General features: G+C 69.2%; 9 protein-coding genes. 3 read left to right on the top strand and 6 right to left on the bottom strand.

Annotation, left to right across the window (positions count from 1 at the left end):
* Nucleotides 1–13 precede the first annotated feature (13 nt).
* Nucleotides 14–1,351: a septation protein SepH gene (sepH, locus tag ACQ3DC_RS16340; RefSeq protein WP_157238475.1), complete on the top strand. Its 1,338-nt coding sequence runs from the start codon at nucleotides 14–16 to the stop codon at nucleotides 1,349–1,351.
* A 42-nt stretch (nucleotides 1,352–1,393) separates the two neighbouring features.
* Here sepH and ACQ3DC_RS16335 read toward each other — a convergent pair whose 3' ends face one another.
* From ACQ3DC_RS16335 to ACQ3DC_RS16320, 4 genes are read right to left on the bottom strand one after another with little or no spacing between them, the layout of a single operon-like run.
* Nucleotides 1,394–2,119 (bottom strand): thymidine kinase, encoded by a 726-nt coding sequence (locus tag ACQ3DC_RS16335; RefSeq protein ID WP_321215958.1) that lies wholly within the window; start codon nucleotides 2,117–2,119, stop codon nucleotides 1,394–1,396.
* Nucleotides 2,112–3,380: an alkaline phosphatase family protein gene (locus ACQ3DC_RS16330; protein ID WP_231754785.1), complete on the bottom strand. Its 1,269-nt coding sequence runs from the start codon at nucleotides 3,378–3,380 to the stop codon at nucleotides 2,112–2,114. The genes ACQ3DC_RS16335 and ACQ3DC_RS16330 overlap by 8 nt, the downstream gene beginning before the upstream one ends.
* A gap of 1 nt (nucleotide 3,381) precedes the next feature.
* Nucleotides 3,382–4,122, bottom strand: a complete 741-nt coding sequence (locus ACQ3DC_RS16325; RefSeq protein WP_157238476.1) for a DUF5998 family protein — start codon at nucleotides 4,120–4,122, stop codon at nucleotides 3,382–3,384.
* A gap of 42 nt (nucleotides 4,123–4,164) precedes the next feature.
* A complete protein-coding gene (locus tag ACQ3DC_RS16320) occupies nucleotides 4,165–6,849 on the bottom strand; it encodes a GNAT family N-acetyltransferase (RefSeq protein WP_321215956.1) in 2,685 nt (894 codons plus the stop codon).
* Nucleotides 6,850–6,937: 88 nt separating this feature from the next.
* On the opposite strand from ACQ3DC_RS16320, the gene ACQ3DC_RS16315 reads away from it, so the two are divergent.
* Complete coding sequence (locus ACQ3DC_RS16315; RefSeq protein ID WP_321215955.1) at nucleotides 6,938–9,457, top strand: DNA gyrase/topoisomerase IV subunit A; 2,520 nt, start codon at nucleotides 6,938–6,940, stop codon at nucleotides 9,455–9,457.
* Nucleotides 9,458–9,476: 19 nt separating this feature from the next.
* Nucleotides 9,477–9,995: a DinB family protein gene (locus ACQ3DC_RS16310; RefSeq protein WP_321215954.1), complete on the top strand. Its 519-nt coding sequence runs from the start codon at nucleotides 9,477–9,479 to the stop codon at nucleotides 9,993–9,995.
* Here ACQ3DC_RS16310 and cydD read toward each other — a convergent pair.
* Together cydD and cydB are read right to left on the bottom strand one after the other, a co-directional pair.
* Nucleotides 9,977–13,474, bottom strand: a complete 3,498-nt coding sequence (gene cydD / locus ACQ3DC_RS16305) for a thiol reductant ABC exporter subunit CydD (protein ID WP_430752769.1) — start codon at nucleotides 13,472–13,474, stop codon at nucleotides 9,977–9,979. The genes ACQ3DC_RS16310 and cydD overlap by 19 nt on opposite strands.
* Before the next feature lies 1 nt (nucleotide 13,475).
* The gene (gene cydB / locus ACQ3DC_RS16300) at nucleotides 13,476–14,525 is read right to left on the bottom strand and encodes a cytochrome d ubiquinol oxidase subunit II (protein WP_157238480.1); all 1,050 of its coding nucleotides are present in this window, start codon (nucleotides 14,523–14,525) and stop codon (nucleotides 13,476–13,478) included.
* Nucleotides 14,526–14,543 lie beyond the last annotated feature (18 nt).

The following is a 14,543-nucleotide window of genomic DNA, read 5'->3' as shown; positions in this document are numbered from 1 at the left end:
GTGGAGGATTTGTATGCAGGATCTACGGCTTGTAGGCGTACACGACGACGGGACTCACCTCCTGTTGAGCGGGGCCGGCGGCGAGATGTTCCAGCTGCCGATCGACGAAGCGCTGAGGACGGCCAGCCGGCCTGCGGTTAAGCCGCGGGCCGAGCGGCCAGCTGTTCCGATGTCCCCGCGGGACATCCAGGCTCGGATACGCGCCGGTGCCACTGCGGCCGACGTCGCCGAGCTTTCCGGGCTTCCGCTGGCCAAGGTTGAACGGTACGAGGGGCCGGTCCTTGCTGAACGGGAGTACGTGGCCCAGCAGGCCCGCAAAGTGGAAGTGGCCTCGCCTTCCCCCGGCCATGACGTCTACCGGTCGGCGTTCGGCGACAACCCTGCCACGCTGAATGACATGGTGGGGCACCGGCTCGCCGCCCATGGCATCGACCCGGCCACGGTGGAGTGGGATTCCTGGCGTCGCCAGGATGGGACCTGGACTGTCTCGGCCACTTTCGAAGCCAAGAACGGCACCACTCCGGGCATAGGCGAGGAGCCCCCGGCACTGTGGACCTTCAGCCCGGCACGGAAGTCGCTGCAGAACGCCAACCGCTGGGCCCAGCAACTGAGCGAACTGGAGCCCCTGGACGGGCCCGTTCCTGCCCGCCGGCTGTCGGCCGTTTCCGACCGGCCCTTTGACTTTGAGACCGATGCCGACGCCGTTCCCGGAAGCCAGGCAGGCAATGCCGGCCACGCGCCGGGCAAGGAAAAGGAATCCGACGGCCTCCTGGACATGCTGCGCTCGCGCCGGGGCCAGCGGCTTGGCGTGGATGAGGATTCCGACGACGCCCTGGCCCTGCTCCTCACGCACGGCGTGCCGGCTGCCCATCCCCGGCCCTCCGAGGTCACGCCGGAAGCAGACGAACAGGAGGCAGAGCCGGAGGAAGATGCCGGCAGTGCCCCCGCTGCCCAGGGTGATTCCTTCATCCGGCGCCGGGATGCCCGCCCGTCGATGCTTTCCCGGCTGAGCCTCATCCCCCCGCACGCGGACCCGGTGGAAGACAACCTCCGGCTGCACAACGGTGTCAGTACAGACACCCGGGAGATAACAATCGTGGCCTCCCCCCAGCGCCCCTCCGGTTCAGCGGATCCTGACGCGGCACGCGGCACCGGCGCGTCAGGCAGCGGAGCAGGACTGGACGAACTGCTGGGCGGCAACCCGCGCCGGCCGGCACCGCGCACTGACGATAACTCCCCTGCCACCGGCCAGCTCCCGGAAACGGGCGCACCGGAAAGGCAGCCCTCGAGGCCCAAGCGCTCCAGCGTTCCGTCCTGGGACGAGATAGTCTTCGGGACCCGCGGAGACTAGGTACACGGCCTGCGCGCCGGCCGGACACCGGACACCGGACGCTTAGGCGCCTGCCCCGGTTCCGCCGGTGCCGCGCCACAGGCACGCATCCACCTCGAACGGCAGCAGCTGGTCCTGCTCAGCCATGAGGTTGGCACCATGGGCCGTGACCCGCCGCATGAAGTGGCGCCGGCAGAGGGTTTCGTAGCCCACCACGGGAATGCGGCCTGCGGCCGGAGCCGCTGATCCGTCAACGGCCATGTCGACGTCACCCACCACTACCTGGGCGCCTTCGGTGACCATGACGCCGTCCACCGTCCTTGCATTGTGCGTAGCCCGGCGGCCGCACCAGCACAGGGCCTCCACCTGTAAAACCTGCACCCGGTCCGCCAGTTCGATCAGCCGCTGCGAGCCGGGGAAGAGCCTGGTGCGGAAGTCGGCGGTAATACCGAAGGCAAAAACGTCGACGTCGATCTCGTCCACGACCTTCGCCAGCTGTTCCACCTGCTCCGGCGTATAGAACTGCGCCTCATCGCAAATCAGGTAGTCCACGCGCTGGCCCTGGGTGCGCCGCAGCATGACTTCCTCCCAGAAGTCCGTGCCGTCCGCCACCTCCACTGCGTCGGTTTCGAGGCCGAGCCGGCTGGAGATGCGGGATGCACCGGCACGGTCGTTGCGGCTGAAGCGCACACCGCCCCGGCCCCGGGCACGGTGGTTGTGATCCATCTGCAGCGCGAGGGTGGATTTGCCGCAGTCCATGGTGCCCGAAAAGAAGACGAGTTCAGCCACGGCGGACGCTCCTGCCGCCTGCCGTGAAGCACAGCAGCGGGACCTCCCGCTCAGCCTTGGTCAGGGATCCGTGCTGGCCCACGACTTCCATCGCCGTGGGGCGGACGCGCCTTGTGTCATACAGTGCCAGCTCATCGCGGGCTGCAATCATCACGTCGCCGATCCTGCCCTCGACGGCGGGCCGAACCGGGCCGAAGAGCCCCGCCGCAATGGCGTCCTCCCTGGTGAAGGCCCAGATGCGGGTACCGAAGCGGGTGCGCCAGGCTGCGAGAAGCCTTTCGCGTGCGCCGGCGTCGGGCCCTGTGCCGTCCGCTCCGGTTTCCAGGTAGAGGTGCACCATGCGCGGTTCGCCGGCGGTGTGCCGGACGCCTTCCACCAGCGCCGGGTCGGCTGAAAAGTCGATGCGCTGTTGTTCCGGCACATCCAGCATGCCGTGGTCCGCGGTCAGCAGGATGGTGGTGCCGGCAGGCAGGGAGGCATTCAACCGCTTCATGGTGGCATCCAGCTCCTCAAGCTGGTGCTCCCAGGATTCGGACTGGCAGCCGTAGCGGTGCCCGGCCTTGTCCAGCTCGTTGAGGTAGAAGTACAACAGGGCCGGGCCGGGGACGGCGAGGGCTTCGGCGGCGGCCTCAGTCCGGGCGTGGGAAGTGGTGCCGGCCACGAAGGTCCCGCCGCGCAGGGCAGCCCTGGTCATGGGCGAATCGCCGAACTGGGGAAGGCTGACCGTGGTGACGGCGGCCTGGCCTGCAGCCCGTTCCAGCACGGTGGGGAACGGCTGCCAGGCGAGGGGGTCCACCCCGGCGTCCCAGTTGCCGAGCATGTTGACCACTTTGTCCTGCTCCGGGTCAAGCACGTCGTAGCCCACCATGCCGTGCTGGCCGGGGGGCAGCCCGGTACCGAAACATGCCAGAGCGGCGGCCGTCGTTGAGGGGAATGCCGAATCCAGCCACACGGGAACTTCCCCCTGACCGGCCTGGATGACCGACCTGAGGAAGGGTGTGTGCGCGGACTTCTGCTTCAGGAGGTTCCGGCCCAGGCCGTCGGCCACCACGACGCAGACACGCGACGCGGCAGGAAGGCCAAGCGTATTGGTAAAGCCATCGAGGCCCAGGCTGGCCGCGGCACTGGTCAGCACATCCGCGACGGAGCGCCGGCCGTAGGCGGGGGCGGGCGGAAGGTCGGCCGTCCGGCCGGCCTGGACTGGAGCGGCATGCGACGGGGTAACTGCGGCGGGGATGGTCAGGCGGCGTTCTTCCGGCATCTCAGCGCTGCTGGTGCCCGCGGCTCAGCCGGTTGCCGAACACGCCCGGACGCGGACGCGGAGGGAGGGACTGGATGTGCGGCACCGGGGCGGCGGAGCCCGTGTTGACCGCGCGCAGCGCGCGGGCAAACAACTTGGCGTCCTGGACTGCCTGCAGCCCGTCAGCCTCAGCGCTGATCCGGAGGACGATGTCTTCCTGCGCAATGGTGCCGCTATAGCCGTGGTCGGCTTCGCACTGGGGATCCCCGCAGCTGGCAGGGCCCATGTCCAGCCGCTGGCCGCCGGACCAGGCGATGGACAGCGTCACCTCGCGCACGGGATCCGATGGCTTATAGTTCTGCGGCTGGGCGTACATGTAGCTGAGCACCACGGAGCGGATCTGCGCCACGGGGACGGATTCCGTGGAGATCTGGGCCACGATCTGTTCACCGGCCTCGTCCAGCTGCTGGTCGTCCACGTGGGTAATCACCAGCATGTCCGCGGTCAGCACCAGAACGGTGATGTGGCGCCGGACCTCGGCCCGGTCAAAGTGGGTTTCCAGGTGCACCAGGTGGGCAACACAGTCGCGGCCGTCCAGGGCGTCGTCCACCACGTCGGCAACAAGGCGCGGGTAGAAACCGGCCTTCTGCAGTGCGCCGTCCAGGCTTTGGCCCTGGGCACCGTGGTTATGTGAGCTGTGGCGGACTGCCTGGTTTTCATTGCCGGGCGTTTCGGGCGCCGACGCGGGAGGCTGTGAGCTCATTCCCCCATTTTCACAGATGGGCCGGTCACATTGCTAACCGCGTCAGCCGAGCATGGCCCGGCGGGCGCTGTCCGTGCGCTGGGCCGCGTTGCCGATCCGGACGTCCGCCGCCAGGATAACCGCCCCGGAGGCGCCGCAAAGCACCGGATTGAATTCCAGCAGCGCGATCTCGGGGTGGCTGTCCTTCAGCCACGCGAGCCTGCCGGCAAGGTCCTCGAGTGCGGCGACGTCCACTGCGGGCAGGCCCTGGTAGCCGAACAGCTTCCGGGCCGCCCGCGGTCCGCGGATGAAATCGTGCACGTCCGCCGCGGACAGGGGCGGCACCCGGTGGGCCCAGTCGTCCAGCAGGTTGACGGCGTCGCCCGCCAGGCCGAAGGAGATGACCGGCCCCAGGAGCGGGTCTTCGATGGCCCGGAACGTGCAGGCCTGGCCAACGGGCGCCATGGTCTGCACCTCCAGGGCGGGGTCGCCGTAACGGGACAGGATGCGGCGCATCTGCAGCACGTTCAGGCGCAGGGACTCGGCGTCCTGGATGTCCAGCCGCACTCCCCCGAGGTCCAGCCGGTGGCGCAGCGAGGGGTCGGTGGTTTTCAGCGCTACCGGCCAGCCGAGGGCCTCCGCGGCCTCCACCGCCTCGTCGGGGCTGTCAAAACCGGCAGAGGGCAGTACGGTGATGCCGTAGTGGCCCAGGAGGGAACGCGTGGCCGCCGGGTCCAGCTGTTTGAGCTGCTCGCCTTTTACGTCCCGGAGGTGGGCCTCGAGTTCTGCCCGGGCGGCCTGGGGATCGCAGCCTTCGGGTTCAACGAAGTGTCCATGGTCGCGGGAGACCCACTCGGCATACCGCACCACGGCCGCGAGCGCTGCCACGGCGGCGCCGGGGTTGGAAAAGCAGGGCACGGCGCGCTCCCCGGCCCCCACCATCCCCTCAACGTAGACAGAGGGATCCAGGATCCCCGTGAACGCGGCCACCACGGGCTTTCCGGACTTCACGGAGCATTCGGCCAGCACCTCGGCGATGCTGTCCACGGTGAGCCCGCGGGCCGGAAGCAGGGCAGCGACGGCTGCGTGGACGGCGTCCGACTCCAGCGCCGCGAGCAGGGCCGAACGCAGGGCGGGAAGGGCCACCGACTGGCCGGCGTCGAGGTCCACCCCGGCCACTACCTGGCCAATGCCCAGGCCGTGCGAGGCGGCACTGTCTGCCACCACCTTGCCCAGCGCCTGGGAGTTGCTGAAGATGGCAAGGCCGGGCCCGGCCGGGAGCGGCTGGCCGGAGACGACCTGGGCAACATCCACCAGCTGCTCTATGGTTTCCACCCGGATGACGCCGGACTGGCGCAGCATGGCGTCCAGGGCGCCCGCCGGCGCCTGGGTGGTGCGGACGGCGTGCCCGGGCGGCAGGCGCAGCCCCATGGCGTCGGACTTGGCCACGATCACCGGCTTGATGCGCGCCAGCCGGCGGGCCAGCCGGGAGAACTTGCGCGGGTTGCCGATGGATTCCAGGTACAGGCCGACTGCCGAGGTGTCGGCGTCGTCCTCCCAGTACTGCATCATGTCGTTGCCGGAAACATCGGCGCGGTTGCCGGCGGAGAGGAAGGTGGACAGGCCCAGCCGGCGCCTGCTGGAGGCGGCATAGAGCGAGACGCCGATGGCGGCCGACTGGGAGAACAGCCCCAGGCTGCCCCGCAGCGGCATCGCGGGCGCCATGGAAGCGTTCAACGACACGTCGGGGTGGGTGTTCACAATTCCCAGGGACGCCGGTCCTATCACCCGCATGCCGTTGGCCCGGGCCTGCCGCACGAGGTCCCGCTGCCTCGCGAGGCCGCGTTCGCCGTCGTCCGCGAAGCCTGCCGAAGCAACCACCAGTCCCTTCACCCCGGCCGCGGCGCAGTCGGCCACGACGGCGGCGACTTCCTCGTAGGGGACGGCCACCACCGCAAGCTGGACGGGCTCGGGGACTTCGGAGAGCCTGCCGAAGGACATCATGCCCGCCAGTTCCAGCGCCTCGGGGTTGATGGCGTACACGCTGCCGCGGAAGCCGCCCTCGATGATGTGCTCCAGCAGCTGGTACCCCACGGTCCCCCATTTTCGGCTGGCACCGATGACGGCAACGGACGACGGCGTCAGCAGGTCGCGGACGCTCCTCGCCTCTGCGCGGTGCTCACGGGATTCCATCACCGCCCGGGACCTCTCGGTGGGGTCGATGTTGAACTCCAGGCTCACGACGCCGTCGTCAAAATGCCGTTTGACGTCATACCCGGCATCGGAAAAGACCATCAGCATCTTGCGGTTCTCCGGCAGCACTTCGGCGCTGAAGCGGCGGATGCCGTTTTCGTGGGCGGCGGCGGCAAGGTGTTCCAGCAGGATGGAACCAATGCCCCTCCCCTGGTGGGCGTCCGCGATGTTGAACGCCACTTCCGCCTCGGCGGGGTCGTCGAGCCGGTCATACCGGCCGATGCCGACGATTTCACCGCCGATGGTGATGACGAACGCCACCCGGTCCCGGTAATCCACCTCGGTGAACCGCTTGAGCTCCTTGCTGGAGAGCCTGGCCTTGAACGCGAAGAAGCGCATGTAGATTGAATTCTGCGACTGTCCCATGTGGAATGCCTGGACGGCGTCCGAGTCCGAGGGATGGATTGGCCGCAGATGCGCGGTTCCGCCGTCGCGCAGGACGACATCGGCTTCCCAATGTTCCGGATATTCGCCGTCCACGGGCTGATCCACCATAGGCTTAGCCTAGCCAAAAACTCCCGCAGCACCGCCGCTCGCGCACAATAAACCGTTTGCACAGCACTCCAGAAGGATTTACCCACCCATGGCCCGCCGCCAAAGCCCAGCCCCCACCGTGGAAGACAGCACCCCCTACACGGAGAACATCGTGGACATCGATGTCACCTCCGAAATGGAGGGGTCCTTCCTGGAGTACGCGTATTCGGTGATTTACTCGCGGGCCCTTCCCGACGCCCGCGACGGGCTCAAGCCGGTGCAGCGCCGCATCCTCTACATGATGAGCGATATGGGCCTGCGCCCCGACCGCGGCCACGTGAAGAGCGCCCGCGTGGTGGGCGAGGTCATGGGAAAGCTGCACCCGCACGGCGATACCGCCATCTACGACGCCATGGTGCGCATGGCGCAGGACTTCTCGCTGCGGCTGCCCCTCATTGACGGGCACGGCAACTTCGGCTCGCTCGACGACGGCCCTGCGGCTCCGCGGTATACGGAAGCACGGCTGGCCGCCGCCGCCCTCACCCTCACCGACCACCTCGATGAAGACGTGGTGGACTTTGTCCCCAACTACGACAACCAGCTGACCCAGCCGGACGTCCTGCCGGCAGCGTTCCCCAACCTGCTGGTCAACGGTGCCACCGGCATCGCCGTCGGCATGGCCACCAACATGGCCCCGCACAACCTCGTGGAAGTCATCGCGGCCGCGCGGCACCTGATTGCCAACCCGGACGCGACGCTGGATGACATCATGCGCTTCGTGCCCGGCCCGGACCTGCCCAGCGGCGGGCGCATCGTGGGCCTGGACGGCATCCGCGACGCCTACGCCACCGGGCGAGGGTCCTTCAAGACCCGGGCCAAGGTGGAAATCGAGCAGCTTTCCGCGCGCCGGACTGGCCTGGTGGTCACCGAGCTCCCCTACATGGTGGGCCCGGAGAAGGTCATCGAGAAGATCAAGGACGCCGTCAATGCCAAGAAGCTGACCGGCATCAGCGACATCGTCGACCTGACGGACCGGAAGCACGGCCTGCGGCTGGTCATCGAACTGAAGAACGGCTTCAACCCCAACGCCGTCCTCCAGCAGCTCTACCGCTACTCGCCGATGGAGGACTCCTTCGGCATCAACAATGTCACCCTGGTGGACGGGCAGCCGCAGACCCTGGGCCTGGTGCAGCTGCTCACCGTCTACGTGAACCACCGGATCGACGTGGTGCGCCGCCGGACCGTCTTCCGGCTGGGAAAGAAGAAGGACCGCCTCCACCTGGTGGAGGGCCTCCTCATCGCCATTGTGGACATCGACGAAGTCATCCAGATCATCCGGTCCTCGGATGAGGCCGCCGCCGCCCGGGCCCGGCTGATGTCCATCTACGACCTCACGGAAATCCAGGCGAACTACATCCTGGAACTGCGCCTCCGCCAGCTGACCAAGTACTCCCGGATCGAGCTCGAGAAGGAACAGGACGAGCTCCGCCGCGAGATCGCGGAGCTGGAGGCCATCCTGGGCTCAGAGGAACGGCTGCGCACGCTGGTGTCCGACGAACTGGGCGCCATCGCCGAAGAGCACGGCACGCCGCGGCGGACGGTCCTGCTGGAATCAGAGGCTGTGGCCCCCACCGTTGCCGCCGACCTCGCCCTGGCCGCGGGAAAGAAGGGCAAGGCCGCGCCGCTGGCCCTGGAAATCGCCGACGACCCCTGCTGGGCAATCCTGACCGCGTCCGGGCAGGTGGCCCGCACCAGCAACCAGGAGCCGCTGGCGGAGGCCGGCCCCCGGGCCAAGCACGATGTATACACGTCCGTGGTCAAGACCTCGGCGCGGGGCGAAATCGCTGCGGTTACCTCGCAGGGGCGCATGCTGCGCCTCCAGGTGATGGACATGCCGGTCCTGCCCCCGGTCTCGGGCCTGCCGAACCTCGCCGGCGGGGTTCCCGCCAAGGATTTCCTGACCCTCCTGAAGGGGGAGACCCTGGTGGCGTTCGTCCCGCTGGACGAAGTGCTGGCCATTGGCACTGCCCAGGGAGTGGTGAAGCGGGTGCAGCCGGACTATCCGCTGAACCGGGAAGACTGGGACGTCATTTCCCTGAAGGACAAGGACTTTGTGGTCAACGTGGTGCCTGCGGGAGCCGATGATGCCGAGCTGGTGTTCCTGACCAGCCAGGCGCAGCTGCTGAAGTTTGGTGCCGCAAGCGTGCGGCCGCAGGGCCGTACGGCCGGCGGCATGGCAGGCATCAAGCTGGCGTCCGGGGACCGTGTACTGTACTTCGGCGCCATCCAGCCCAAGGACGAGGCCGCCGTTGTGGTGACCATCGCGGGAACCACCGGCGCGCTTCCCGGCACCGCCCCCGGCACAGCCAAGGTGACCGCGTTCTCCGAGTATCCGGTGAAGGGGCGTGCGACGGCCGGAGTGCGGGCCCACCGCTTCCTGAAGGGCGAGGACACGCTGCTGCTCGCCTGGGCAGGCCACGGCCCGGCCAAGGCGTCCTCGGCAGCCGGGGTCGCCAGGTCCCTGCCGCAGGAGCATGGCCGGCGTGACGGATCCGGAGTCCCGCTCTCCCAGCCGGTGGATGTGGTGGGTCCCGCCATGGCCTGGCCTGATCCCGCCCAGACTGCCTGATCCAGCCTAGACTGCTTCCATGCCTATCGTTCCTGATGAGAAGGACTGGACCTGGGTCCTGACCCGTCCCTGCCCGGAATGCTCTTTTGACGCTTCCACGGTCACGCCGTCAACGGTCCCCGGGACCATCGAAAACATGCTCCCCCGCTGGCGGGCCGTCCTGCGCAGGCCGGACGCCGCCGAGCGCCCGAACGAGCACACCTGGTCGGCGCTGGAGTACGCCTGCCACGTCCGGGACGTCTTCAGCCTCTTTGACCAGAGGCTGAACCTCATGCTGGATTCGGACGACGCCCGGTTCGAGAACTGGGACCAGGACCGGACAGCGCTGGACAAGGACTACGCCAACGCCGATCCCGCCGTGGTGAGCGCTGAACTGGCCGCAGAGGGTAAGCAGGTGGCGGAGTCCTTTGCCGGCGTCCGCGAAGCGGAGTGGGCACGGAAAGGGCTGCGCAGCAACGGTTCTGAATTCACCGTCCTGACCCTCGCCCAGTACTTCCTGCACGACGTCGTCCATCACCTTCACGACGTGGACGGCTGATCCCCCTCTGCCGCGGTAAGCGCATACGCCGTCGAGGCACGGGTCCGGGCATACGCAGGCGCGGGTGCGCGTCCTGTGTTCCCTGACCCGGCGGCCAGCACCAGGCGGGCGTCGCCGGGGGCGATGTCAGCGGGGTTGTGGGTCACCAGCACCACAGTGCGGTTCCGCAGCCCCGCGCGCAGGTCCGCCAGCATGTCCTGTGCCGATTCCGCATCCAGGTGGGCCGTCGGCTCGTCCAACAGGATCACCTCCGCGCCCGTCATCAGCGTGCGGGCCACCGCCAGGCGCTGGCGCTCCCCTCCGCTCAGGAACGCACCGCCGGGACCGATCCGGGTGTCCAGGCCCGCCGGCAGCCCCTCCACCAGGCCGGACAGCCCAACGGACGCAAGCACATCCCGAAGTTCGGCGTCGCCGCCGGCAGCCCGGTCCCCGGAGGAACGCTTGCCCAGCAGCAGGTTGCCGCGGATGGTCGAGTCAAAGAGGTGGGCCTCCTGCGGGCACCACGCGGCCCGGCCGGTCACCCGGGCAGTCCCCGCGGCGGCCGGAAGGAAGCCCAGCAGGACCGAGAGCAGGGTGGACTTTCCGGAGCCCGAGGGCCCGGTGACTGCCAGCCAACGCCCCGGTTCCGCAACCGCGTCCAGCCCGGCAAACACCGGCGCACCGCCCGGCCAGGCCGCGGCAAGGTTTTCGAGTTCGACGCCGGGAGCACAGTTGTGCCGGGGCGGCACCTCCTGCAGGCCGTCCGCAGCGCTGCCCACGGAATCGGGGGCGGCGCGGTCCAGCGCGCCCGAGGCGGCGACGCGCCGCATGACCGTCCGGAGCGCCGGGAACTGGCGTACCGCCGTCGTCATCGCCGCGTAAGGTTCCACGAGCGCGAGGAGCAGCAGCACCACCACCGCCGCAGTGGCGGGCTCGAGGCGGCCCTCGAACACCGCGGGAGCCGCCAGCAAGGCGGCAGCGAAAGCCGCGGCGCAGCACGAAGCGGTGGTGATGGCGTGGCCCAGTCCGTCCGCCCAGGCCGAGCGCCGGGACGCCCGGGTGGCATCGCGGTCCTGCGCCCGCAGTCCTGCAAGGACAGCGAAGGCAACGCCGTTGGCGTGCAGCTCGGCCCTGGCATCAAGGGCTGCGGAAATGCGCCGCAGCACTCCGGACCTCAGAACCTGTTCGGCGCTGGCAGATTTCCGGTCAGCCCACAGTGCCAGGGCCGGCGCCATGAACAGGCTGGCCGCGGCGGCGGCCAGGACGGCCGGCAGCGCGGCCGGCACCAGCAGGCCGGTAGTGGCCAGTGCCAGCGCGGAGACGGCAAGGGCGGTAACGGGCGGCAGCACAACGCGGGGCAGGAGGTCGCGGACGGTATCGACGTCGTCAATCACCGATCCCAGGACGTTGCCGCCCTGGAGCAGGCGGCGGAGTGCGAGCGCCCTGCGGCTCAGCGACTCCCACAGCTGTCCGCGGAGCCGGGTGAGGGCGGCAAACACCGCATCATGCAGGAGGAGCCGTTCCCAGTAACGGAGCACCGCCCGCCCGATTCCGAAGAACCGCACCCCCACGATGGCGGTCAGCAGGTACAGGATGGGCGGCTGCCCGCTGGCCCGGATGATCAGCCAGCCGGACAGGCCGGACAGCGCCACGGCGAAGACTGCGGCCAGCGTGCCCAACACCGCGGCGGCCGCGAACTTGCCGCGCACCGGCGCAAGGAGCACTGCGAGCAGCCGGGCGGTGGCGCGGCTGTCTGCTGGTTCGGGCGCGGCGGGGATTGTGGCGCCGGCAGCCGTGCCGGCTGAGTCGTCGGCCGTTTCGCCGGCGGCGGAGCCGGCCGCGGTAGCAGGTTGTGCCTGGAATGCATCCGCCGGGTGCGCCGCGGCGGGGACTGTCCGGCCCGGCCCTCCCACGGCCACCACGTGGTCCGCGAGGCTGCGGGTGCGTTCATTGTGTGCCACCAGGATCACCGTCACCCGGCCCCGGAGCTTCCTGATGGCCTCCTCGACGGCCATCGCCGAGGCGTCGTCCAGGTGCGCGGTGGGCTCGTCGAGCAGCAGGACGGTGGCTCCGGCCTCGATCTTCGCCAGCCCCCGGGCCAGGGCGACCCTCCGCAGCTCGCCCGGGCTCAGTTCCGCCGGGTGCTGCTGGGCCAGGTGGCCGGCGGCAGCGCGGTCCAGGCAGGCGCGTGCGGCGGCTTCCGCGCCTGCATGGCCGCGGGCGCCAGGGATGTCCCCGGAAACGTAGAGCACCACCTCATCCAGGACGGTTTCCGCGAGCATCGCGGGGTGTTGCGGCACCCAGGCCAGGGCGGTCCGGTCCAGGCCCTGGACCGTGCCGGTTACCGTGGTGCCGCCGCCGTCGCCAATGGTCCCGGCCAGGACGCCGAGGACCGTGCTCTTTCCTGCGCCGCTGGCGCCGTCCAGGGCGGTGATCCTGCCTTGGGGTGCCGAGAAGGTGAGCGGGCCGACGGCGGGCCCTGACCTTCCGCCGTAGCTCACGGCAAGGTCCGTGACGGTGACCGGCGCCCCGGGCCTTCCTGCCTTGGCTGCAGGAAGCGGGCGGGGCTCGGGAGCATCCGTGACAGCGGCGGCTGCGGCGAGGGCAACCCGGCCGTCGTCGCTGGCGTGGTGGGCGGTGCCCAGTTCCCGCAGCGGAAGATAGCAGTCCGGCGCCAGGATCAGGGCAAGCAGGCCTGCTTCGAGCGGCATGTCGCCGTGCACCAGGCGGACACCGATGAACACCGCCACCACAGCGACGGAGATGGTTGCGATCAGTTCCAGCGCCAGGGCCGACAGGAAGGCCGTGCGCAGGGTTCCCATGGTGCGGGCGCGGTATTCCTCCGAGATCTCCTCCAGCGCCTTGCGCTGCGCCGTGGCCCGGCCGAGTCCCACCAGGACGGGCAGTCCTTTGGCGAGCTCCAGCATGTGGGCGGAGAGCCTTGCGAGGGAGGCCTGCGCCTCGCGGACGCTGTCCTCGGTATACCGGCCGATCAGCACCATGAACAACGGCACGAGCGGCACCGTCAGGACAATCACCACTGCGCTGAGCCAGTCGGCGAAAAGGATCCGCGCTCCCAGCAGCAGCGGAATCGTGGCGCAGTTCACCAGCGCGGGCAGGAACTGGGTGTAGTAGTTGTCCAGGGCGTCCAGGCCGCGGGTTGCCAAAACGGCGAGCCCGCCGTCGGCCGGTCCGGTCTCCCGTACGCCGTTGCGCAGAGCCCGTTCAAGGAGCCCGGCGCGGAGCTCCTCCTTGATGCCAAGGGCGGCCCGGCGGGATGCAACGGCTTGTCCCCAGACCGTCAGGGACCGCAGGACCGCGCCGGCCAGTCCCAGGGGAATCTCGCCGGCCCAGCCCGGGTCCCCCGCCACCATTCCGGCGAGGGCTGATGCCACCGCCTGGCCCATGAGCACCAGGGACAACGCCTTGAGCGCAGCCAGCAGTCCCAGGAGGTAGAGGGCGGAGCGGGTGGCGGGACCGGGCGGGAAACTTGGCCGCATGTCAGCCCTTCGTGGTGAAGGCCCTGGCGGCGATGGCCGGCAGGAAGCTGTGCGCCTCCGGGATGTGCGCCGCGCTGACACGCCGCCGGAAGACCCAGTAGGTCCAGGCCTGGTAGGCGATGACCAGGGGGAGGCCGAAGGCGGCCACGACACTCATAAGGCCAAGAGTGTAATCCGAGGAGGAAGCATTTGAAATGGTCAGGTCGAAGGCGCTGTCCAGGGTGGAGGGCAGCACCACGGGGAATACTGCGGCGAAGATGGACGCGGTTCCGAGTACCAGGAAGGCGCCCAGGGCCAGGAAGGCCTTGCCTTCGGCTGCCTTGCGGGCCAGGAACCAGGCTGCGGCTGCCGCGGCAACGGCGAGGATGACCAGGGCCCAGGTCCACGGCTTGCCGTCGAGGAACTGGATGCTGAGGGCCCACGCGGCGATGGGCAGCAACAGCACCGGCAGCAGCCGCACGAACCACTGGCGGGCCCGGTGCCGGACGTCGCCGTCGGTCTTCAGGGCCAGGAAGGCCAGGGCATGCAGCAGTGAGAAACCCGCTACGGCGAGCCCGCCCAGCACGGCGTAGCCGCTGAACCAGGCCAGCGGACCGCCCTCACGGTCGCCGTTCGCATTCAGGGGAAGCCCGGTGGTGGTGAGGGCCAGCGCGGCGCCCACTCCGAAAGCGGCGAAGAAGGAACCGAGGGCGATGGCCCAGTCCCAGCGGGCACGCCACTCTTCGGTGTCCACCTTGCCGCGGTATTCGAAGGCCACCGCGCGGAAGATCAGGGCAACGAGCACCACCAGGAGCGGCAGGTAAAGGGCCGAAAACAGGGAGGCATACCAGAGCGGGAAGGCAGCGAAGGTGGCGCCGCCCGCGGTCAGGAGCCAGACCTCGTTGCCGTCCCAGACCGGGCCGATGGTGTTGAGCAGGACCCGGCGTTCGGTGTTGTTGCGGGCGAAAAGCTTCATGAGCATTCCGACGCCGAGATCGAAGCCCTCAAGGAAGAGGTACCCGGTCCACAGCACGGCGATGGCGATGAACCAGATGGTCGGGAGCAGTTCCATTCTGTGTTTCCTCTGCTT

The organism is Paenarthrobacter sp. NEAU-H11, from assembly GCF_050573415.1.
In the GTDB taxonomy this organism is placed as follows: Bacteria; Actinomycetota; Actinomycetes; order Actinomycetales; family Micrococcaceae; genus Arthrobacter.
Note: the sequence above shows the minus strand (reverse complement) of the source record. Positions and strands in the feature narration are given on the sequence as shown.

Coding starts and splice junctions, on each gene's coding strand:
- cydD (WP_430752769.1), bottom strand. CDS start 13,474: ATGCGGCCAAGTTTCCCGCCCGGTCCCGCCACCCGCTCCGCCCTCTAC.
- ACQ3DC_RS16330 (WP_231754785.1), bottom strand. CDS start 3,380: ATGCCGGAAGAACGCCGCCTGACCATCCCCGCCGCAGTTACCCCGTCG.
- ACQ3DC_RS16325 (WP_157238476.1), bottom strand. CDS start 4,122: ATGAGCTCACAGCCTCCCGCGTCGGCGCCCGAAACGCCCGGCAATGAA.
- ACQ3DC_RS16310 (WP_321215954.1), top strand. CDS start 9,477: ATGCCTATCGTTCCTGATGAGAAGGACTGGACCTGGGTCCTGACCCGT.
- ACQ3DC_RS16320 (WP_321215956.1), bottom strand. CDS start 6,849: ATGGTGGATCAGCCCGTGGACGGCGAATATCCGGAACATTGGGAAGCC.
- sepH (WP_157238475.1), top strand. CDS start 14: ATGCAGGATCTACGGCTTGTAGGCGTACACGACGACGGGACTCACCTC.
- cydB (WP_157238480.1), bottom strand. CDS start 14,525: ATGGAACTGCTCCCGACCATCTGGTTCATCGCCATCGCCGTGCTGTGG.
- ACQ3DC_RS16315 (WP_321215955.1), top strand. CDS start 6,938: ATGGCCCGCCGCCAAAGCCCAGCCCCCACCGTGGAAGACAGCACCCCC.